Annotated in this window: 13 protein-coding genes; 3 read left to right on the top strand and 10 right to left on the bottom strand. The window is 67.6% G+C overall.

Features of this window, described 5'->3' with window-relative positions; all coding sequences use genetic code 11:
- Positions 1 to 137: 137 nt before the first annotated feature.
- Positions 138 to 2,993, bottom strand: coding sequence for a bifunctional [glutamate--ammonia ligase]-adenylyl-L-tyrosine phosphorylase/[glutamate--ammonia-ligase] adenylyltransferase (gene glnE / locus CKY51_RS03715; RefSeq protein ID WP_022970741.1), 2,856 nt, complete (start codon positions 2,991 to 2,993; stop codon positions 138 to 140).
- A gap of 219 nt (positions 2,994 to 3,212) precedes the next feature.
- Here glnE and CKY51_RS03710 point away from each other — a divergent pair, with 219 nt between their 5' ends.
- Both CKY51_RS03710 and CKY51_RS03705 read left to right on the top strand, forming a co-directional pair.
- Entirely contained in the window at positions 3,213 to 3,725 is a 513-nt protein-coding gene (locus tag CKY51_RS03710; RefSeq protein ID WP_031338351.1) for a cupin domain-containing protein, read from the top strand.
- Complete coding sequence (locus CKY51_RS03705) at positions 3,725 to 4,657, top strand: SMP-30/gluconolactonase/LRE family protein (protein WP_022970739.1); 933 nt, start codon at positions 3,725 to 3,727, stop codon at positions 4,655 to 4,657. Before CKY51_RS03710 ends, CKY51_RS03705 begins: the two co-directional genes overlap by 1 nt.
- Positions 4,658 to 5,224: 567 nt before the next feature.
- Here CKY51_RS03705 and CKY51_RS03700 read toward each other — a convergent pair.
- Both CKY51_RS03700 and CKY51_RS03695 read right to left on the bottom strand, forming a co-directional pair.
- Complete coding sequence (locus CKY51_RS03700) at positions 5,225 to 7,402, bottom strand: translocation/assembly module TamB domain-containing protein (protein WP_022970738.1); 2,178 nt, start codon at positions 7,400 to 7,402, stop codon at positions 5,225 to 5,227.
- Positions 7,403 to 7,741: 339 nt separating this feature from the next.
- Positions 7,742 to 8,815 carry a 3-deoxy-7-phosphoheptulonate synthase gene (locus CKY51_RS03695; protein WP_022970737.1) on the bottom strand — a complete coding sequence of 358 codons (1,074 nt, stop codon included), beginning with the start codon at positions 8,813 to 8,815 and terminating at the stop codon, positions 7,742 to 7,744.
- A gap of 788 nt (positions 8,816 to 9,603) precedes the next feature.
- On the opposite strand from CKY51_RS03695, the gene CKY51_RS03690 reads away from it, so the two are divergent.
- Positions 9,604 to 9,786, top strand: a complete 183-nt coding sequence (locus CKY51_RS03690) for a hypothetical protein (RefSeq protein ID WP_022970735.1) — start codon at positions 9,604 to 9,606, stop codon at positions 9,784 to 9,786.
- Between the two features lie 89 nt (positions 9,787 to 9,875).
- On the opposite strand, the gene CKY51_RS03685 is transcribed toward CKY51_RS03690, so the two are convergent.
- From CKY51_RS03685 to CKY51_RS03655, 7 genes are all read right to left on the bottom strand, one after another.
- Entirely contained in the window at positions 9,876 to 12,632 is a 2,757-nt protein-coding gene (locus tag CKY51_RS03685; protein WP_238319405.1) for a TonB-dependent receptor plug domain-containing protein, read from the bottom strand.
- Positions 12,633 to 13,079: 447 nt separating this feature from the next.
- Positions 13,080 to 14,378 carry a ComEC/Rec2 family competence protein gene (locus CKY51_RS03680; protein WP_022970733.1) on the bottom strand — a complete coding sequence of 433 codons (1,299 nt, stop codon included), beginning with the start codon at positions 14,376 to 14,378 and terminating at the stop codon, positions 13,080 to 13,082.
- 86 nt (positions 14,379 to 14,464) lie between these two features.
- Positions 14,465 to 17,275, bottom strand: coding sequence for a TonB-dependent receptor domain-containing protein (locus CKY51_RS03675; RefSeq protein WP_162141690.1), 2,811 nt, complete (start codon positions 17,273 to 17,275; stop codon positions 14,465 to 14,467).
- A gap of 196 nt (positions 17,276 to 17,471) precedes the next feature.
- A complete protein-coding gene (locus CKY51_RS03670; protein ID WP_022970731.1) occupies positions 17,472 to 18,533 on the bottom strand; it encodes a FecR family protein in 1,062 nt (353 codons plus the stop codon).
- Positions 18,530 to 19,108, bottom strand: coding sequence for an RNA polymerase sigma factor (locus CKY51_RS03665; RefSeq protein ID WP_022970730.1), 579 nt, complete (start codon positions 19,106 to 19,108; stop codon positions 18,530 to 18,532). Before CKY51_RS03665 ends, CKY51_RS03670 begins: the two co-directional genes overlap by 4 nt.
- 194 nt (positions 19,109 to 19,302) lie before the next feature.
- The gene (groL, locus tag CKY51_RS03660) at positions 19,303 to 20,943 is read right to left on the bottom strand and encodes a chaperonin GroEL (protein WP_152248900.1); all 1,641 of its coding nucleotides are present in this window, start codon (positions 20,941 to 20,943) and stop codon (positions 19,303 to 19,305) included.
- Between the two features lie 133 nt (positions 20,944 to 21,076).
- Positions 21,077 to 21,364, bottom strand: a complete 288-nt coding sequence (locus tag CKY51_RS03655) for a co-chaperone GroES (RefSeq protein WP_022970728.1) — start codon at positions 21,362 to 21,364, stop codon at positions 21,077 to 21,079.
- Positions 21,365 to 21,584 lie beyond the last annotated feature (220 nt).

Here is a 21,584-nt window from a genome sequence, read left to right as displayed (position 1 = left end):
GCCCTGCTGTGGCGCAGCGCACCGCTGCGCGCCTGAGCGTCTTGCCGCGCGCGCGGCGCCGATCGATGCGTGGACCTGCTCGCATGCGGCCGGCGGCATCCCTCCGGCACGTCGACCACGGCACGCGCGATGACCGATCAGGTCGGACGCATCGCAGCGGCGGCCTGCAGTTGGCGCGCAGTCTCCGGATCGGGCGGAAATGTCAGGTCCTGCGACTGCGCGACCGTGGTGATGGCGTGCTGCCCGACCTGCAGTGCCGCATTGGGCACGACCAGCCGCGGGCGACGATCCAGCGTGCAGGCCAGCCCCGCGTCCAGCAGCTGCGCATGCGCCTGCGTCAGTGCTTCGGCGCTGGCCACCGGCAACCAGTGCACCTGCGTCAGGGCCGCGATCAGCGCCGGGGTCTCGGTGGTCTGGGCCAGCGTGGGGTGCGCCGCTGCCTGGCCGAGCACACCGGCTTGCAGGACGAATTCCAGGTCCACCAATCCGCCAGCGCCCTGCTTGAGATCCAGCCGCCCAGCGTCGCTGCGATCGAGTTCGGCACGCATGCGCGCGCGCATCTTGCGCACGTCGGCATGCAGCGTGGCCGGATCGCGGTGGCGCATCAGGATCTGCGCACGCACCGCATCGAAGGCCTCGCACAGCCCCGCATCGCCGGCCACTGCACGCGCACGCACCAGCGCCTGATGTTCCCAGGTCCAGGCACGCTCACGCTGATACTCGCGATAGCTGGCCAGCGACGACACCAAAGCGCCCTTGCCACCGTCCGGCCGCAGCCGCACGTCGATGTCGTACAGGTGGCCAGCCCCGGTCTGCGCGCCCAGCAAGGTCATCACCTTCTGCGCCAGGCGTGCGAACCAGCGCCCACTCTCCAGCGGCCGCGGGCCTGCGGACGCCTCGACCTCGCGCGGATGATCGTAGAGAAACACCAGGTCCAGGTCCGAGCCGAAGCCCAACTCCAGACCACCCAGACTGCCGTAACCGATGATGGCGAAACTGCCGCCGGGCACCTGTCCATGCGCAGCCAGCAGCTCGGCACGCGCCAGCTGCAGCACCGCTGCCACCACCGCCTCGGCCAGCCAGGCCAGCTGACGGGCGCTCTCCACCGCCTGCTGACGACCGTCGAGGGTGGCCAGGGCGATGCGGAAACTCAGTGTCTGGCGGCGCTCGTTGAGCTCACGCAGCGCTGCCTCGGTGTCGGCGATCTGCAGCGTCTGCGCGCAGGCGGCCTGCAGCGCCGCGCGGTCGGGCATTGGTCCTGCGATCCGCGTGTCCAGCAGCTCGTCCAGCAACAGCGGATAGGCAGCCAGACGCTCGGCCAATAGCGCGCTGCGCGAGAGGACGTCGACCAGCCGTGCCAGCGCGCTGGGTTGCTCGTCGAGCAGGGCGAGATAGCTGGTGCGGCGCAAGGTCGCCTGCAGCAGCCCCAGCATCCGTCGCACCGCCGCATCCGGCTGGCTGGCGCGGGTGGCCGCCTGCAGCAGGGCCGGCATCACCCGGTCCAACCGCGCGCGCGCACTGTCGGACAAGGCGCGCACACCGGCGGCCTGGGCGAACTCTGCCAGCGCCTGGTGCGCACCGCGCGGATCCTGCAGGCCAATGCCTTGCAGCGGCGCGGCATCGCCGCTGGGCAGCGCACGCCAATAGTCGGCCAGCGCATCGGGCGCGGTCGCGCGCACGCGCGGTGCCAGCAACTCGGCAAACTCTGCCGCCACCCGTGTGCGATGCGGCGTCAACGCCGCCAACAGCGCCGACCAATCGGCATATCCCAGTCCGCAGGCGATGCGCTCGCGGTCCAGCGGATCGGCCGGCAAGGCATGGGTCTGTGCATCGCGCAGCATCTGCAGGCGGTTTTCCAGCCGGCGCAGGAAACGGTAGGCGTCGGCCAGCGCAGCGCCGTCGGCGGCATCGATCTGGCCGGCCGCCACCAGCGCCTGCAACGCGGGCAGCAGACGACGTTCGCGCAATGCCGGCTCGCGGCCGCCGCGAATCAGTTGCAGCGCCTGCACCAGGAACTCGATCTCACGGATACCGCCGGGTCCGCGCTTGATGTCGTCCAGGCGATCGTGGCGCGCGACTTCGGCGGTGATGGCGGCCTTCATCTCGCGCAGGCCGTCCAATGCGGTGAAATCCAGGTAGCGCCGATAGACGAAAGGACGCAGCGTCTCCAGCCAGGCTTCGCCGGCGGCGATGTCGCCCGCCACTGCCCGCGCCTTCAACCAGGCATAGCGCTCCCAGTCGCGTCCTTCGCGCTGAAAGTACTGGTCCATGCCGGCGAACGACAGCGCCACCCGACCGGCACTGCCGAACGGCCGCAGCCGCAAGTCCACGCGATGGCTGAAGCCGTCGGCGGTGGTTTCGTCGAGCAGGCGCGCCAGTTGCTGGCCGAGCCGGGCGAAATATTCTTCTGCCGCCAGCGGGCGGGCGCCGTCGGACTGGCCACCCTGCGGATAGGCGTAGACCAGGTCCACATCCGAGGAAAAATTCAGCTCGCCGCCCCCCAGCTTGCCCAGGCCGAACACCACCAGCCGCTGCACGCTGCCGTCGTCCGCGCGCACGCAGCCATGGCGCTGCTGGAACTGCGTCTCCAGCGCCTGCAGCGCGCACTGCAGGCAGTCCTCGGCCAGGCGGGTGGCGCCGGCCAGGGTCTGCTCGACGCTGTCCAGGCCGAGCACGTCGCGCCATACCAGCCGGGTCGATTCGGCGCTGCGGTAACGCCGCAGCTGTGCCGGCCACTGGTTCGGCTGGTCCGGCGCCAACATCGGCACGGGCAAGCGCGGGGGATCGGCCTGGGCGAGGTGGGCGAGCAGGGACGGCTGGCGGGCCAGTGTGTCGGCAGCGAATTCGCTGGCCAGCAACACCGAGGTCAGCTGCGCCATCCAGGCCGCGTCAGGCCAGGCGCCATCGGACGTGGTGGCTTGGCGCAGGCGGGTCAGGCTACGTTCGAGCAGGCTCGCCAGTGCGGGCGAAAGGGGCGATGGCGAAGGCGTCATCTGCCGATGATGGCATCGCCTCGACGCTGCGGCACGTGCAGACCGCGCGCGCAGGCCGCACAGCAGCGCAGAACGCACGCTGCCAGTGGCGGCCACGGGTCCTCGCTGCGCTCACCCGCACGCGGCGTGCAGGCACACCTGCGTGCGCAACGCAGGCGCCGTGCTGACGAAGCGCTGACGCCCGCGGTGGTGCACTGGCGCTTTCCGCGGAGTGCCGCCATGTCCCCCACCGAGCCCGCCCTGCCATCCCAGGTCGCCCTGCACAACGATGGCAACGACCCGACACAGCCGCCGTGGCTGCCGTTCCTGCATCTGTGGACCGGCCCGGATGGCCGCAGCCGCATCGATGCCTCGCAACTGCCGGGCTTTGGCCAGAAGAGCGTGGGCGGCGGTGCGGCGCCGCAGTGGCTGCGTCCGTTCCCCGGCCAGGTGCTCGGCATCCAGTTCGCGGTGCTGCCGGTCGGCTGGGTCGGCGACTGGCACGAGAGTCCGCATCCGCAGTGGGTGATCCCGCTGCGCGGGCGCTGGTTCATCGAGACCGGCGACGGCACCCGGGTGGACATGGGCCCGGGCGATATCCACTTCGGCCAGGATCAGGACACCACCGACGCACGCGGCCATCGCTCCGGCCAGCTCGGCGACGAGCCCTGCCTGCAGATGCTGGTGCAGTTCGCGCAGTCGCCGGCCGCCGCAACCGCACATCCGTTCGGCCATCCGGCAGCACAGGGGTGATGCTGCCCTGCCAAGTGCGTCCGCCCGGCCCGGCGCCGCTGAGCGACTGCGCCCCACCGCAAGCCGACACCGATGCGCTGGCCGCGCGGCTCGGCGGCGCACGCCTGCGCACGCTCTACGACCAAGCCACCTGGAGCGAGGGACCGGCCTGGTGGGCGGCGCAGCGCACCCTGGTGTGGAGCGACGTGGTCGGTCGCCGTGTGCTGGGCTGGCGCGAGGCCAATGGCGCGGTGGACGTGCTGCTCGACGCCACCGCCTTCACCAATGGCAACGCGGTGGATGCCCAGCAGCGGCTGGTGCACTGCGAACATGGGTTGCGCGCCATCACCCGCGGCCATCGGGCCGAGCAGTTACAGGTTCTGGTCGATCGCTTCGAGGGCAAGCGGCTCAATTCGCCCAATGATGTAATCGTGGCCAGCGACGGGGCGATCTGGTTTACCGACCCGCCCTTCGGCTTGCGCAAACCTAGCCAGGGCTGCCCGGCGCCGGCCGAGCTGGATCACCACAGCGTTTATCGGCTGCCGGCCGACGGCGGCGCATTGCAGCGCATGGTCGATCTGAATCATCCCAACGGGCTGGCCTTTTCGCCCGATGAGCGCACGCTCTACGTCTCGCAGACGCCCGAGCAGGGTGAGGGGACGCCGGAAATCACCGCTTTCGACTGGCGCGATGGCGCGCTGCACCGCCAGCGTCGCTTCGCCTGCGTCCCCGAAGGCCTGCCGGATGGGTTCTGCGTCGATCGCCAGGGCTGGCTCTGGAGCAGCTCGGGCACCGGCATCTGCGTGTACGCCGCCGATGGCCAATGGCTGGGCCAGATCCCCACACCGGGGACTGCCTCCAACTGCTGCTTCGACACCGACGCGTGCCGGTTGTTCATCACCGGCGGCCCCTGTCTGTGGATGCTCGCCTTGCCTACGCCGCAGGGCACTTGATCTGGACGACCGTCGGGCATAAAAAAGCCCGCTTGCAGCGAACTGCCAGCGGGCTTTGCTCCCTCCCCCACGTCGGGATGCAGGTTCATAGTGCGCGCCTTTTTTGCGACTTGCACGCTGCACTGCAAAACAATACCCAACAGTACAGAACCGCTATTTTGCGGCCTGTCGCGCCTTGCGAGGCAAGGGTTGCGGCCCGGTTCCGCGACGCTCGGTTAGGCGTAGCAGATGCTGCTGCGAGTCATTCTCCCGCATGTCTTTCGCTCGCAGGTGGGTGCACGCGCCGCAGGGCGCTCTCACCCGATCGCGTGGCCACACCGACGCGAGGGCGGGCTGCGGCGTTGGATGTGAGATGCGCGGCGCCAGATTCGAGGTGCAGGTTCGCAACGCCTCGTGGCCCATGTCTGCAACGAGGCCTGATGAGTGGCGATGCGCACAGCAATGACCGACATGGCCGCGAATGCGCAACGATCGCGAGCGATATGACGTGCGTTCACCGCTCGACATCGTGTGCATTTGTGCCTGCGTCTCTTCCTGCACCCCGATGCGTCTTCGCGTCTTCGCAAATTATTGCGAACGCTTCATCGGCGGCAACAACGCCGGCTGTTGCTGATACCAGTCGCGCGCACCGGCCAGATGCCACTGCCGTTGCGTATCGTCCAGGCCGACGCCCACACCCAGCACGCCCCAGCGCAAATACAGTGCGCCACGTCGTTGCGCATCCTCCAGCGCCAGGCGTGCACGTAGCGACAGTCGGTCGTTTTCCGCCTGCAGGTCGTCGATCAACAGTTGCTGTTTGCGCCAGCGTAACCGTCCATTCGCCTGGACCTGGCCGGCGTCCAGCAAGCCGAGCACCCAGCGCGGGTAGTCACCGCGTTCGGCGAACACCGCCAACAGCGGGCCAGCGTCGCGCATGCGCACGTCGACATCGGCATCCACCTGAAATGGGGCGTTGGCCTGGATCGTGCCGGCGCCCAGCGCCAGCTCGCCCCACCAGGTCGCATCCTTGGCCTGCGCGCCCACGCGCATGTTGCGCAGACGCACGCGGGTGCCGCTCAGGTCGAACACCTTGTTTTTGAAATCGGCGCGCTGCAGGCGCGCATCCAACTCGGCATCGCCGTCCAGTTCCAGCCCGGCGACCGAGAGCTGCGCGCCGCGTCCGCGCAGGTTGGCCCGGCCATTGCCGAGATCGCCAGAGGCATTCAGCGCCACCTCGCCGCTCAACAGTCCGGCGCCACCGAGCAGGCGAACAGTGGATCCGGACAGATAGCGGTTGTAGACACGCAGGTCGGGCACGCGCGCATCGCGAAAGCGCAACTGCGCGCGCATGCTGTCGCGTAGCTGCGCCAACTCCGCAGCACCCTGCATCGCCAGCCGCAAGTCGCGCCCGTCCAGCAATACCTGCCGAGGCGCGTCGGCCGGGGTGGCCTGAAACACCGGAATGGCCACGTCCAGATACGCCTGCGGCACGTCGGCATCATCGATCCGTCCACGGGCGCTGGCGGTCCCGGCCAGGCGCGTGTCCGCAACCTGCGCCACCGCCTGCACACGGGGTATTTCCAGCGTACTGCCGCTGGCCAGGCGCCCCTCCTGCAAGCGCAAATCCGCATGCAATGCGCCGCCGCCCTGCAGCTGAAACCAGGGCTTGCGCACGAATAGTTCGGCAATCCAGTTCAGCGACTCGAATTTCCAGCGCGCGCGCACCTGGCCCGAAAGACGCGGCAACAGCGTGGCCGGCGCATCGAACGGAATCTCGCGACCGGCCACACGCAGGTCGGCCTGGAGTTCGCTATCGGTCTGCGCATCGTGCGGCAGCCGCGCCTGCACGCGGATATCCTGGGCCACGTCCAGTTGCAGGCTGAGCATGCCGCGGTCGGTGGCGCCGACGCCGGCCAACAAGGGCAGCCGCCAGACCGCACGACTGCCGGGCTGCAAGGCACCATTGTCCAGGCGTAGATCGGCGTCCACCCGCGCCGCGGACGGACCGCTGGCCACGCGCACCCGCGGCGCGCCGGTATCGATCTTCAACGCAACGGTTTGGGCGTGCAGTTGCAGCCGGGCACGGGTGATGGCGAGTTTGCGCAGACCGGGGGCGCGATCGCGATAGTGGCGCGGGAACTGGAACTGCGCATCGAGCTGCGCATCGTTGAACACCTGTACGCCGCCATAGCTGACCACCGCCTCGCGAAAACCGGCCTCGGACGGAAACAGCTCCGACGGCCCACCCTTGAGCTGCTTGAGAAAGCCGACCCGACCGTGGCCGTGGCCGGCGATCAGCAGCTTGCCGAAGCGTGCGCTGCGGATGCTCTGGCTGCTGATGACATCGAAGCGCAGGGTCCAGCCGCGGTCGCCGCGCGGCGGCGGCGGAATGGCCTGGTCGGCGCGGTCGACTTCGGCACTGACGCCATCGGCATGCAGCCAGGGCAGCCGCACTTCGCGGCGAAACAGCGACCACAGCGCGATCCGCGCACTGGCCCGCTCGGCGTGGAAGACATAGACGGTGCGATTGGCCTGGCCACGCATGCGCACGTTCCAGGCGATCACATGCCCCGGCAGCAAGGTCACCGCCGGCCCGGTCTGCATGGTGAACTTGTGCGGCTGGCGGTTGGTGACCGCATCGAACAACGGCGTGTTGAGAAACAGGTTGCCGGCCAGCAGATACAGCGCATACACCACCAGCAGGGCGATCGACGCGATGCGCCAGAGCCGAGGCCAGCGCTGGAAACGATCGCGGAAAGTAGGCATGGGCATCGAACGGAAGGAGTGCCCCATCACTATCGCGACCGCAGTGACGGCGAGATGTGAATGCAGACGCGAACGCAGCGCAAGCTGCGCGCTGCTGCACGCCTCGCGCGCAGCCAGGCCGCCACACGGCGATGGGATGGGCGGTCACGCTCGGCAAGGCGTGCCCCCATATTCGATGCGTCGCTTGGCGGCATGCACGTGGCCCCGCATGACATTGCCATGCCCATGCCATGGACGTGGCGCGGTCGCCCCCCTGGCCGCAGCCAAGGCAGCGGCGGCGTGCTGCACGTCACCGACGGGGGCGATTGGCCCGTCAGGCTTGAGGAAGCGCGGCCGCGCTCAGGCCGCCTCGGCCAGCCGCCGCGCGCGACGCGCACGCACCGCCTGCGCCAATTGCTCGAGCACTTGCAGCGAGGTCTCCCAATCGATGCAGCCGTCGGTGATGCTCAGTCCGTAGGTCAGCTGGCCGCCAGGCACCAGCTCCTGCCGGCCGCCGACCAGATGGCTTTCGACCATGACGCCGACGATGCGAGTCTCGCCACCCGCCAGCTGGCCGGCGATATCGGCAACGACCGCGGGCTGGTTGTCGGGGTTCTTGCGGCTGTTGGCGTGACTGGCGTCGATCATCAGACGCGCCGGCAGCCCGGCCTTGTCCAGCACCTGACTGGCCGCCTCCACGCTGGCGGCATCGAAGTTCGGCTGCACGCCGCCGCGCAGGATCACGTGGCAATCCGGATTGCCGGCGGTCGCCGCCACTGCGGTATGACCGTCCTTGGTCACGGCCAGGAAATGATGTGGATGCGAGGCCGCGCCCACCGCGTCTACCGCAATCTTGACATCGCCGCTGGTGCCGTTCTTGAAGCCCACCGGGCACGACAGCCCGGAGGCCATCTCGCGATGCACCTGGCTTTCGGTGGTGCGCGCACCGATCGCGCCCCAGGCCACCAGGTCGGCGATGTACTGCGGCGAGATGATGTCGAGGAATTCCACACCGGCCGGCAACCCGAGGTTGTTGATGTCGCGCAGCAGCCCACGCGCCACCCGCAGGCCCTTGTTGATCTGGAAGCTGCCGTCCAGATCGGGGTCGTTGATCAAGCCTTTCCAGCCGATGGTGGTCCGCGGCTTTTCGAAGTACACGCGCATCACGATCTCCAGCGCATCGCCGAGCCGCTCGCGCAGTGGCCGCAGGCGCTGGGCATACTCCATTGCAGCGACCGGGTCGTGAATCGAGCAGGGGCCGATCACCACCGCCAGACGGTCGTCGCGGCCGTGCAGGATCTCGTGCAGGGCCTGGCGTGCGCTGCTCACGGTCTGCGAGGCGCGCTCGTCGCAGGGCAGCAGCGACAGCAGTTGCGCGGGCGGTGTCAGGGGTTCGATCTTGCGGATACGCAGGTCATCGGTCAGCGGCGGCATACACGTGTCTCAGTGGGCGATGGGAAGGCGGAGCACCCAGGGCGGCGGCAACAAAAAAGCCGCCAGGTGCGCTGGCGGCTTTTCGGGAATGCTGCTGAAGTTTCCTTCAGGGTGAACGCACTCCTTCCTCCGCCAGCAGCATCGGAAAGCCGTAATACCAAAAGTAAAACTGGCGGGTGTGTGCGTTCATGGATGCATTGATAACACGCGTTTTCCGCCGTTGCCACTGTTTCATCGGCAACGGATCGTTGCGCGGATCTTCGCGCCCGTTCGATTGCTGCTTTCGATTGCCAGCCAATCTACCGTGCTGATCGCAACGATCACGACCGTCAATGCACACACTGCGAGCCTGCGGTGGATTGCCAGCGCGTGCCATGTCCCTTGAGGTAGGCGCGAAGCGCCCATTGGCGCGCCGAGACCGCGTTGCGTGCCTTGCAGCGAACGCCTTGCCTCGACCCGCGAGCGTGCGCTACACGCAGGGTTGGCCGTCGGCGGCACGGAGCGTGCGCGGTGCCGCTTGCCTTGGCGCTCGCCAACGTCGGCGCCACACAGCGCTCGCTCCGCACCGCTGATGGCCGCGCATCTCATCTGGACGTGCATCACACGCTCTAGGATGGACGCGTCCATCGCCGCTGGATCGTGGTCATGCCTCTGCGCGATCCGCGTGTCTTCCTGCTCCTCGCTGCATTGCTGGGGGAGGTGGCGAGCGCTGCGGCCGCCCTCCCAGAGGCGCAGGCCGCTGCGGAGCTCATCGAGTTCCGCTCTCGCTGCAGGGCAGGCATCCGCGCGTGCAGGTGAACGTCGAGGGCATCGCCCGCCCATTGAGCTTGGTGGTGGATACCGCCGCCGGCGCCAGCGTGCTGGATCTGGCCACGGCACACCAGGCGCTGCTGGGCATCGATCTGCTCGGTGCTACACCGGTGCACATCGCTGCCGGCGCGGCTGCGGTGTGCCTGGGCGCGCGCGGCTGACCGCAACAGCAGCGCGATCGGCCGGTGCTGACCGCCACCGCGCATCGCTGCTGCGTGCTGCTCGTTGCAGCAGCGATGCAAGGCTCGCCTCAGAAGGTGAACACGTATTCGGCCGCTACCTCGCGACCGATCGGATTGAACAAGGTGGTGTTGTAAAACGCGTAGCCGTAGAACCGCTCCTTGTGGTCGTAGCCGACTTCGTTGAACACGTTGTTGATGTACAGGTTGACCTTGGCGTGTTCGCTGATGCGGTAGCCGCTGCTCAGATTCCAATAGACGGCCGGGCCAACCCGGCCGAAGTAGCGCGCGCTGCTTTGGCCGACATGCACATTGGCCGGATCGGTGACCACGCAGGCATCGGAGGCGCTGGGCTGGTAGCCGTCGTCGAAGCGCTCGCAGGTGCCCCAGTTGACCGCACGCATCGAGCCGAGACGGCGGAAGTACACCGTCCAGTCCCAGGGGCCGCCGTTTTCCCAGTGCACGCTGCCGCGCACGCGGCTGCGAACGCGTTCATCGCGGCGGTTGTCGTCGCTGTCGGTGCGATAGATCTGTTCGCGGTAGGCCAGCAGATTGTTGTAGTCGACCGAGAACTGGAAGTTACCCCAGCCGGCGGTGGCCAGCCGGTACTTCAACGCGGCATCGATGCCGGAGGTTTCCATCTGCGCCAGATTGATCGGACCGCGTTCGATGCTGACGATGGTGCCGTCGGCATTGCGGACCACGCGCGAGGTGATGGTGTCGCAGTAACCGGCGCCGCCGGGATTGTTCCAGCTCCCGCCGCTGATGGTGGTCCCGGTGCGGCAGCCGGCTTCGGCGGCGAGGATCTCGTCGCGATCCAGGTCCTTGATCATGTCCTCCAGCTGGATGCGGTAATAGTCCACGCTCAGCGACAGGCCCTGGGCGATGTCCCACACCACGCCGCCGGTGACCGAACGGCCGGTTTCCGAGCGCAGGTCCGGCGTGCCGCGCCGGTTCACGCCCACGGTGTAGTAGATGTTGGCGTTCTCGTCGTTGCAGTTGCCGGTGAGGTAGGCGCCGGAAGCGATACAGCGGTATTGGTCGATGACGGTCTGGTTGGTGGAACTGGGCTCGCCCAGCACGTAGTGCATGTCCGGTGCGCGGAAGCTGGTGGCCACCGTGCTACGGAACAGCAGGCTGTCGACCGGCCGCCACTCCAGGCCAGCGCTCCAGGTGGTATCGCTCTGGTTGCCGATCTCGGTCGGCAGCGCCGCGGTGGAGCGATAGCTGCCGTAGCGGTCGTAGCGGCCGGCGACGTTGGCGGTCAGCGAGGACAGCAACGGAATCTGCAACTCCAGCCCGGCCGAACTGCGCATGCGCTCGCCGCCGCCGCTGTCGACCACGTCGACCGGATAGCAGGTGTTGGCGCAGGGATCGGGTTTGAGTTGATACCCCTGCTTGGCGACTTCGGCAACGGTAGCGAAGCGGATTGGCCCGGCCCAGCCCTGCAGCAGGTCGCCGCTGACGCTGAAGCTGGCCTGGTTGACCCACGAATAGGCGGCGTTATGCGACTTGGCGACCAGCGAGTCGTATTCGGCCGCCGATAGCGGTGTGGTCCAGCGTCCTTGGTTGACCGCATAGATGGCGCTGCCATCGGCGGCGGTGCCCAGCGGACTGCCGAGGAAGTAGTCGGTCGCACGGGCGGTATCGACCGTGCGCACGTATTCGTCCACGGTGTAGCGCGAGCGCCCCACGTTCAACTCCCAGTCCAGCCGATCGGCCCACCGCCCACGCAAGCCGGCACTGAGGTCCCAGGACTGTTCCTTGTTGTAGTTGGCCAGGCGATCCCAGCTACCGGCCTCGCGTCGGGTGAGTTGGCGGATCGCATACAGCGAGCGGCCAGTATCGGCATCCTGGAACGGCCCCAGGTAGACGTAGGGGGGATCGTAGGTCCAGTGGCCAGTGCTGCGATTGGCCGACACGGTGGCCCACGCCTCGGTGTTCTGGCCGAACTTCCAGGTGCCGTAGAGATAGGCCGAATAATCCTCGCTGCCGGTCACCAGCCCCCAGTCGCCGTAGTCGTGTGCCAGGCCGCAATAGGCGCCCGCGTTGCTGAGCACACCGGTGTTCTGGTCGTAGCTCAGTCGCTGTGCATCGACGAACTCGCCGCCGAAGCGTGCGCAGGTGCCTGGCGGCGGCGCCAATCGCTGATTGGTGTTGGCGTCGACCAGACTCAGGCCGGTGAAGGGATTGAAGCCGTAGCGGCGATTCTGTGCGGTCCAGTTGGAATAGGACATGTCATCGGAATCGTCCATCTTGGGACGGTCGCGGCCACTGAGCGCGTCGCGCCGCGTCGCCTGCACCGCATAGGTCAGACTCCAGTTGTCGCCGGTGCGCCCACCGGCCCAGGAAAAATCGAAGCTATCGCGGCCGCCTTCGGTCGCGGTACCACCGCGCAGGCGCACCTGATCGCCTTGATAGTCGCGTTTGAGGATCACGTTGATCACGCCGGCCACTGCGTCCGAACCGTAGATCGCCGACGCGCCACCGGTGAGGATGTCGATCCGCTCCACCGCGGCGGTGGGAATATTGCTGTAGTTGGAGAAGTTGCTCTCGCCGCCGTAAGGCAGCGGGTAATCGGCGACGCGGTGGCCGTTGACCAGCAGCAGCGTGCGGCCCGGCCCCAGATCGCGCAGATTCACCGGCGAGGCGTTGGGTGTGTGCGAGCCCCATTGCGTGTCCGCTTCTACCGTGCCCTGCTGGTTCATGCTGTTGAGCACATCGTAGACGGTCGCAAAGCCCTCCTGCTGGATCTGTTGCGCCGAGATGGTGACCACCGGCTGCGCGCCTTCCACCTGCGCGCGCTTGATGCGCGAACCTGTGACCATGACCTCGGCCAGATCGGTGGTGGCGGCGTTCGACCCGGCGTCGACGGTTTGCGCCAACGCGTCGGTGGCGGCGTGAAGCGCGAGCAGAATGCCCAGCGCGAGCGTAGCGGGATGCGTACCTTGCATGCGATGTTCCTTGCGACTGTTGGAGTCGCCACCGACCACCGGCGGCGCGAAAGGCTCCCTCATCGCGACACGCCCACGGCAGCGCCGCACGCGCACAGGGCACGTGCCACGCGGCAGGCGGCGCACGAGAAGGTCACGAAACATGCGGGCGACTGCATCCCCCTGGAGCCCGCGCGTTCTAACCTGCATGGCGCCGACAACGCTGTCAACATACTGTGATTGCGCGCGTGCTACGTCGCCTCGGTTATGCGCGTTTCATCACCTGTCACGCGCAATCCCGCCGCAACGCCGCCTGCGGCGCACGCTTCGCGCCGCAAGGCATCACACGGCCGGCGACCGGCCGCTGGGATACGGCCCGTGCACCGCCAGCACGCGATCGGCTTCGTCGCTGTTGTCCACGACCACGATGCGATAGTGCCCACCACCTGGGTCGACCCGCACCACCACGTGACCGCTGAGGCTGGTCAGCTCGGCCACACGTTTGTTGGCGACGATGTTTTCCGGCTTCATCGCGGTGGCGTAGATGTCCCGCGGCCCCGGATACAGCCGCTCGCTGAGCAGGTTTTCCAATGGCGTCACCGACGGATGCGCCGAGTCGTTGGTCAGGATCACGATGGCGCGCGGGCGCAGGGCACGCACGCTGGCCGGCCCCATCGCATCGGCATAGGCATGATGGTTGGCCACTGCCACATCCACGGCGCCGGCCAGTTGCGCCACCGGCGTCTCCACGTCGCGCCAGGGGTCATCGCCGTAGTAGTTGGTGGTGTTGGAGAGGTCGCCGCCGCTGTAATAGGTGAACGCGCCATAGTGCAGTCGCAGCGCCAGCGAGCATTGATTTTCGGTCGGCACGGCGCCCGCTGGAAACAGCGAACGGGTGCGCTCGCCCTCGCCGGTCCACAGCTCGCCATTGACTACCAGGTTGCGCACGGCGAACTGCGGATAGGCGCCGGGCCTGCGTTGCAGCTCAAGTTGATCGGCAGCGCCGGCGCGGAAGCGCTCCACCGTCGCGCCGCGTGCGCGCTCGGCCTGGATGAAGGCACGGTAGTTACGCTGACTGGGATCGTTCAACGGCTGCGGATACGCATAGTCGGGATAACCACGGTCCAGATAGCGCCGGATCGGCACCAGGTGCGCGACGTCGGTGACGCCGGTCAAGGCGTACGCACCGCCAGGCGCCAACGGCGTGTCGGGCAGGCATTCGCCCATGTGGTCGCGATGGAAATGGGTCAGTACGAAGTCGTCGAGTTCGTGCCGTCCGGCCTGCGCCAGGTGACGGCGCACGTAGCGCCCGACCCATTCGCCGGGCCGACGCGAGGCGTTGGGAAGCGGATCGATCAGATATTTATCCAGTCCGTCGATCGCTCCGGCATCGATCATCATCGTGGTGCCATCCGGGCACACCAGGAGCGTCGCATTACCGCGGCCGGTGCCGATGTGGTGGATGTCGAGCATGCCGGGCGACCAGCCGCGCAGCGGCTCGCGCACCTGATCGGCGGCCACGCTGGCCGGTGGCGGCGTGCTGGCTGTCTGCGCCAAGGCGGACAGCGGCGTCGCCGTGGCCGCCAGTGTGCCGCCGAGGCCGCCGAGAAAGCGGCGCCGGTTGATCTGCATCGAATGCATGAAAATCCTTCCAAACCTGGGCCGGCAGAGCGGTATGCATGCGCGCCGGCCGGCATCGGCGCGCCACCGGCCACGCTAACTGCGCGTCACCAGTCCCATTGCAGCGAGGCCACGTAGCTGCGACCGAAGATCGGTCGCCCGACGGTGGCGTCGGCCTGCACCAGGTCGCCGGATACCCCAGGCGCGCGCGCATTGCCTTCGGTCAGTCCATGCGCATCGGTGACGTTGGTGCACAGCAATTGCGCGCTGAAATGCGCGTCCAGCTGCAGGTGCAGGCCCAGATCCAGCGTGCGGTAGGCCGGAAGCACACTGGCATTGGTGAAGTCCTGGAAGCGGCGCCCGATACCGAACCAGGTCGCATAGGCGCGCGCTTCCACATCGGCGAGATGGAAGCGGTAGCTCGGTTGCAGCGACCAGCTGAGCCTGGGAACCCGTGGGATCTCGTTGTCGACCAAGGCATTGCCGGACAGACCGTTGAAGGTATCGGCGCCGCTGAGGTGTGGATCCTGCACGGTCATCGAGCCAGTCAGTTCCAGGCCATCCAGCGGCCGCCAGGTACCTTCCAGCTCGATGCCCTTGGTGCGGGTATCGATCAGCAGCGGCACATTGACGAGCAGGCCGTTGGCGTTGGCGACATAGGTACTGGAGTTGAGCTTCTTGAAATCGCTGTAGAAGCCGATCAGCACCAGTTCCAGCGGTCGCGAAGCGTATTTCACCCCAATCTCCGCCTGGCGAATCGGCGTCACCGGCGTGGCGCGACCATCGGGCAGGCGTCCGCCCACGCCATCGACCACATTGCTCCATTGCTCGCTGAGCCGCGGAAAGCTGAAGCTCTCGGTATAGCGGCCGAACAGGTTGAGCGGCGCTGCGAGCTTGTAGGAGGTTCCCAGCGTCCACGACGTGCCTGCCATGTTCTTGCTGTAGGGCACGCTGCCGACCAGCCCGGTGACACTGCGAGCGGCCAGCGGGCCGCTGCTGGCGATCGTCTGGGTACCGATCACGCCACGGTTGCCTTCCTCGCGCCGCCACACGCGGCGCACACCGGCGTCCACTTCCAGGGCGTCGTTCAATTTCCAGGTGTCGGCGGCATAGAGCGCGGTGGCGGTGCCATGGCTGTTGCCGATCAGATCGCCGCTGCCATAGGCGGTGAAGCCGTTCTCGGTGAGGCTGCCCAGCACTTGCCCGGCCGCATCCAGCGCCTGGATGTCGAGCGCATCGGGATTGCTCTTGACGTCGGTCAGCAAGGCGCTGCCGAGCTGCGCCTGGCGCATCGCGAAGCGGCTGAAGCTCAGGCCCATCGAGACATCATGGCTGCTGCCGTTGCTCGACTCGAACAGCCGGCCCAGGCGCAAGTCGTTGAGCAGATCGCTGTAGTGGGTCTGCGTGCTCGACCAGGTGTTGATCATCGCCAGTCCGGCGGTGGCCGCCGGATCGAACGCAGTGTTGGTGCCTGCGCGCACGTAGCGCAGTGCGGAGGTGCCGGGAAATGCGGCGCGCGCGGCCGCCAGACGACCGGACAGCAGCCCGGCCGCATCCACCGGCGAGCCATTGAACAACGCATTGAAGCCAACGTCGCCGTCGACGTAGCGCGCCTTGTCGCTCAGTCGCCAGCCATTGGAAAACTCGGTCTCGCCGCCGACGGTCAGGGTGCGTGTGATCGGGTGCACGCCATCGGCCAGATCGCGCGTTTCCACCCGACTGCCGCCGCTGCCATCGAGCGTGCGGAAGCTGACATTGCGGAAGGCCGCGCTGTTGAGCGTACCGGTGCCCGGATCGATCAAGCCGGCGAGCGAGGCGCCATTGCGCGGATCGGCCAGCGGAATGGCGCTATAGAACACGCCACGATCGTTGAGATACTTGACGTCGGCGAACAGCTTGCCGGTGTCGAAGAGGTAGCTGCCACCGAGCTTGAGTTGGCCGCCTTGGTTGCCGTTGCCGAAGCCCGGATCGCGCAGGCCGTCGCTCTGCCGATAGAAGCCGCTGACGGCATACTGCAGGCGATCGTTGCCCTGCACCGGCCCGGACGCGACGCCGTCGATGCGGCCGAGCGCATTTGATCCGGCGGTCAGCTTGACCGCGCCCTGCGGGGTGTCGGTGCCGTGGTTGGTGATGAAGTTCAGGACGCCACCGGACGCATTGTTGCTGTAGATCGGCGCGGTGCCGCCGCGCACGATCTCGGCATCGGTCGTCCCCAGATCCAACCGATAGACCTCGTCGATCTGCAACTGCCGCTCGTAGTTGGACTCGAACAGTGGCAGGCCGTCCTCGAGCACGTCGAGCAGACGGAAGCCCGACCACGGTAGACCGCGGATCACCACATTCTCGCCGCCGGCTTCGCCACCGGAGTTCTCCACGGTGATGCCAGGGACCGCGCGCAGCATGTCGACCACACTGCGCGGCGCCTGCCGGGCGATCGCTTCGGCGCCGATGGTGGAGATCGCATACGGCGCCAGGAACTTGGGCTGCTGGGTGGCGGTGCCGGTGACCACCACCCGATCCAGGTCGATCGCCGCAGACACGTCGACGGTCGTTGCAGCTGGAGTGGTCGCGGGCGGCTCGGCACGCTGCACGATCACGGTGTCGCCATCGAGCCGAAACGCCAGATCGGTGCCGCGCAGCAGCGCGCTCAGCACCTGGCGCGCATCGCCGGCAAGGCTTCCACCGGGGCTGCGCTTGGCGCGCAGCAAGGCGGGATCGGCGATCACCTGCAAGCCGGTGGCACGCGAGAACGCCGTCAGGGTGGCGCCGAGATCGCCAGCGGGCAGCACCATGGCGGTGGCAGCCGGCGGTGCCGACTGCGCGGCGCATGGCAGTGCGAGGCTCGCCGCCAGGGCGAGGGCCAGCGTCGTCGCACGCGGCGTGCGGGAAGGACAACAGAAGATAAGGCGGGGCGGCATCGGTCGATCGTCAAGTCGCCAACGTGGCGTGGCAAAGAACAAGGACGTCGCAGGCCGCCGAATCCGACAGCGAATTCGATGAATTTTTTGTGACGCGCATCGGCGTGCACGGGTAGCGCTCCCGCATCGCGCCTGTCCGAGGTCGGCGGCCATGGTGGCGGCGCCCGCCACCGGGTCGGGCGCAGCGTGGCCGGCGCTAGCGGCCCGTCGGCGGCCTAGCTTCCAGCAGCAGCGTGCCATCGGCGCGCCGCTGGATGCGCAAGGGATACAGCTGGGTCAGGTGGCCCAGCGTCTGCTCCGGCCGGTCCAGCCGGAAACGTCCGGAGACTTGCAGCGCGGCGATCGCAGGGTCGGCGATGGCGATCGGCTGTGACGAGCGCCGGTTGAGCCGCACGACCAATTGCGCCATCGGCATGCCGGCGGTCTGCAGCCAGCCATCGCGCCAATCGCCGGCATCCGGATCGAAGTGCGCCAGCGGCTCCAGATGTGCGTCAGCGGCCATGATGCGCATCCCGGCGGCCAGCACCTGACGGGCGTGGCCGCTACGGATCTCCACCCGCCCCGAGTACACCGACAGTTCGCTGACTGCGCCATCGCGCGCCAGGTTGAACACCGTGCCGAGCACGCGCACCCGCGACGGTCCCAGCGCCACTTCGAACGGGCGCTGCGGGTCGTGGGCCACGGCAAAGAACACCTCGCCGGCTTCCAGGGCCACGTCGCGGCGATGCGCCCGCAACTGCACACGCACCCGGCTGCCGCCATTGAGGGTCAGCACGCTACCGTCGTCCAGCCGCAGCACGTGCGTCTGCCCCGGCGCGGTGGCGACCAGCAGCGGGGCAGGATCCGGGCGCAGCCAAGGCCACAGCAGCACCGTCAGCAGGCCCAGGCTGGCCGCCAGCGCCGCCGCCAACACCCAGCGCCGACGCCTTGGCCGCAGTTGCGGAACGGCCTGCGCTGACGCGGCGGCAACAGGCAACGACGCGCCGACCGCTGGCGCGGCTACCGCAGCGGTCGGGGCAGCCGCGGGGACCGGCGCCGGCTCGGCGAACTGGGCCAGCGCTTCCAGCAGCGCGGCGTCGTGGGCCAGCGACCACAATTCCTCGAAGGCCGCGCAATGCGCCGGATCGGCCGCCAACCACACGCGCAGGCCAGGCGGGTCGCCGGCCGCGTCGGCCAGTTTGCGCGCGACCCACGCGGCGGCGGCATCGCGCACCGGATCGGCGGCATTGGCAGCCAGGGACAACGGGGCGTCGCTCATGCCGGGTCCTCGCCTGGGCGCGGTTGCCCACAGCGGTCAGGCTCGCCCAGACCGTGACCTGCAGGCGACGGCGTGGCGTCGCGCCGTGCCACCGCGTCCTGCAACCAACGCAGTCCTCGGCTGACGTGCTTTTCCACCGCCGCTTCGCTCAAACCCAGCTCGGCGGCGATCTGCGCATAGCTGTGCCCACGCAGGCGGCTGCGCACGAATACGTCGCGACGCAGCGGCGGCATGCCTTGCAGCGCGCGTGCAAAGCCTTCCACCCGCTGGCGCTGGATCGCCGCCTCCTCCACGCTCAGTGCCGGGCTGGGCACGTCGTCGCTGATCGGTTCGGTGCGCTGGCGTTGGCGCCGGCGCACATGGTCGTGCAGCAGGTTGAGGGCGATCGAGCGCGCCAGCGCAGCGATGTCGATGACCGCATGCTCGCGCGCGTACACCACCAGGCGCAGAAAGGTTTCCTGCACCAGATCCTCGGCCAGCGCCCAGTCGCCGGTGCGCCGGAACAGGAAGCGGTGCAGCGCCGGCCGGTGCTGATCCAGCCGGTGCTGATCGAGATGGCAAGCCGGGGTCACCATGGTGGGAAGTCGGCAGCAGTGCGTGCGCTCTTATAGCGCATCGCCATGCCGGCACGATGACATCGGCGTGTGACGCGAACCGGCGCCGCAGGACGGTCGCGACACGCGAGCGCGGCGCGCAAAAAAAAAGAGCCCCGCATCGCTGCGGGGCTCTTTGGGACTGCGGTCTTGCAGGTCGGCCGAAGCCGGCTGGATCAGAAATCCATGCCGCCCATGCCGCCCATGCCACCGCCGGCCGGCATCGCCGGCTCTTCCTTCTTCGGCGCATCGGCCACCATGGCTTCGGTGGTGATCATCAGGCCGGCGATCGAGGCGGCGTTCTGCAGCGCCGAACGGGTCACCTTGGTCGGGTCCAGGATGCCGAATTCGACCATGTCGCCGAAGTCGCCATTGGCGGCGTTGTAGCCGTAGTTGCCGCTGCCTTCCTTGACCTTGTTGAGAATCACGGAGGGCTCTTCGCCGGCATTGGCGACGATTTCGCGCAGCGGGGCTTCCATCGCGCGCAGGGCGATCTGGATGCCGTGGGTCTGGTCTTCGTTGGCACCCTTCAGGTCACCCACGGCCACCAGCGCACGCACCAGGGCCACGCCGCCGCCCGGGACCACGCCTTCTTCGACGGCTGCACGGGTGGCGTGCAGGGCGTCTTCGACGCGCGCCTTCTTTTCCTTCATTTCGATTTCGGTCGAGGCACCGACCTTGATCACCGCAACGCCGCCGGCCAGCTTGGCCACGCGCTCCTGCAGCTTCTCGCGGTCGTAGTCCGAGGAGGTGTCCTCGATCTGGGTCTTGATCTGGCCAACACGCGCTTCGATGGCCGAGGTGTCGCCAGCGCCGTCGATAATGGTGGTGTTCTCCTTGGAGACCTGCACCTTCTTGGCACGGCCCAGATCCTTGATCGTGGCCTTCTCCAGCGACAGGCCCACTTCCTCGGAGATCACGGTACCGCCGGTCAGCACGGCCATGTCTTCCAGCATCGCCTTGCGACGGTCGCCGAAGCCCGGCGCCTTGACGGCCACGACCTTGACGATGCCGCGGATGGTGTTGACCACCAGGGTCGCCAGCGCTTCGCCTTCGACTTCCTCGGCGACGATCAGCAGCGGCTTGCCGGCCTTGGCAACGCCCTCGAGGACGGGCAGCAGGTCACGCACGTTGGAGATCTTCTTGTCGTGCAGCAGGATGAACGGGTCGTCCAGGTCGGCCGACTGGCTCTGCTGGTTGTTGATGAAGTACGGCGACAGGTAGCCGCGGTCGAACTGCATGCCCTCGACCACGTCCAGCTCGTTCTCCAGGCCCGAGCCTTCTTCAACGGTGATCACGCCTTCCTTGCCGACCTTCTTCATCGCCTCGGCAATGATGTTGCCGATCGACTCGTCCGAGTTGGCCGAGATCGTGCCGACCTGGGCAATCGCCTTGTCGTCGGCGGTGGGCTTGGAAATCTTCTTCAGCTCGGCGACGGCGGCCACCACGGCCTTGTCGATGCCGCGCTTGAGGTCCATCGGGTTCATGCCGGCAGCGACGGCCTTGGCGCCTTCGCGGATCAGGGCCTGAGCCAGCACGGTGGCGGTGGTGGTGCCGTCACCGGCGTTGTCGTTGGTCTTGGAAGCGACTTCCTTGACCATCTGTGCGCCCATGTTCTCGAACTTGTCGGCCAGTTCGATTTCCTTGGCGACGGAGACGCCGTCCTTGGTGATGGTCGGGGCGCCGAAGCTCTTCTCGAGCACGACGTTGCGGCCCTTCGGGCCCAGGGTGGCCTTGACGGCATTGGCGAGCACGTTGACACCACGCACCATGCGGGTACGGGCGTCTTCACCGAAACGAATGTCTTTGGCAGCCATTGTCTTTACTCCGGAATGTGTAATTGGGGATTGAGGTTGGCAACAGCGGAGTCAGGGAGGAGGTGCGGAGGGAGGCGGCGTCGCGCAACGACCCATCGCACCTCTGGACTCCCCACTCCCGCCGTCAACGGCTTCAGCCGATGACGGCCAGGATGTCGTCTTCGCGCAGCACCTTGTACTCGACGCCTTCGGCCTTGTAGCTGCTGCCGGCGTACTGGCCGTAGATGACCTTGTCGCCCACCTTGACCACCGGCGCGCGCAGGCTGCCGTTGTCCAGCGGCTTGCCGGCGCCGACGGCGACGACTTCACCCTTGGTGGACTTTTCCTTGGCCGAATCCGGGATCACGATGCCGCCTGCGGAAATCTCGTCGGCTTCGATCGGCTTGACTACCACGCGGTCGTGAAGCGGCTTGATGCTCATTGAAAGACCCTCTTAAGTGATTGATTGGTCTGGAAATTATCGGCGATGTTAGCACTCGAAGGTGACGAGTGCCAGCACAGCGCGCGGAAAAAACCCGACGAACGGGTGCGGGCCAGAGATTGTGCTGGGGTGGCGGGTTTCAAGGGCTGGCGGCAAAAAATTTTTTGCAGCCGAGCTTCGCCAGGGAGCCGAACTGCGACCAGGTTCCCTTCGGTGTCAT

The sequence above is a fragment of the Xanthomonas maliensis genome (assembly GCF_009192945.1).
GTDB classification, from domain to species: domain Bacteria; phylum Pseudomonadota; class Gammaproteobacteria; order Xanthomonadales; family Xanthomonadaceae; genus Xanthomonas; species Xanthomonas maliensis.
This window is presented reverse-complemented; position numbering and strand designations above follow the sequence as displayed.

Bases quoted from the DNA above. Each gene is read 5' to 3' on its own strand.
- glnE (WP_022970741.1), bottom strand. From the start codon at position 2,993: ATGACGCCTTCGCCATCGCCCCTTTCGCCCGCACTGGCGAGCCTGCTC.
- CKY51_RS03710 (WP_031338351.1), top strand. From the start codon at position 3,213: ATGTCCCCCACCGAGCCCGCCCTGCCATCCCAGGTCGCCCTGCACAAC.
- CKY51_RS03655 (WP_022970728.1), bottom strand. From the start codon at position 21,364: ATGAGCATCAAGCCGCTTCACGACCGCGTGGTAGTCAAGCCGATCGAA.
- CKY51_RS03685 (WP_238319405.1), bottom strand. From the start codon at position 12,632: ATGGTCACAGGTTCGCGCATCAAGCGCGCGCAGGTGGAAGGCGCGCAG.
- CKY51_RS03695 (WP_022970737.1), bottom strand. From the start codon at position 8,815: ATGCCGCCGCTGACCGATGACCTGCGTATCCGCAAGATCGAACCCCTG.
- CKY51_RS03700 (WP_022970738.1), bottom strand. From the start codon at position 7,402: ATGCCTACTTTCCGCGATCGTTTCCAGCGCTGGCCTCGGCTCTGGCGC.
- CKY51_RS03705 (WP_022970739.1), top strand. From the start codon at position 3,725: ATGCTGCCCTGCCAAGTGCGTCCGCCCGGCCCGGCGCCGCTGAGCGAC.
- CKY51_RS03665 (WP_022970730.1), bottom strand. From the start codon at position 19,108: ATGGTGACCCCGGCTTGCCATCTCGATCAGCACCGGCTGGATCAGCAC.
- CKY51_RS03680 (WP_022970733.1), bottom strand. From the start codon at position 14,378: ATGCATTCGATGCAGATCAACCGGCGCCGCTTTCTCGGCGGCCTCGGC.
- CKY51_RS03675 (WP_162141690.1), bottom strand. From the start codon at position 17,275: ATGCCGCCCCGCCTTATCTTCTGTTGTCCTTCCCGCACGCCGCGTGCG.
- groL (WP_152248900.1), bottom strand. From the start codon at position 20,943: ATGGCTGCCAAAGACATTCGTTTCGGTGAAGACGCCCGTACCCGCATG.
- CKY51_RS03670 (WP_022970731.1), bottom strand. From the start codon at position 18,533: ATGAGCGACGCCCCGTTGTCCCTGGCTGCCAATGCCGCCGATCCGGTG.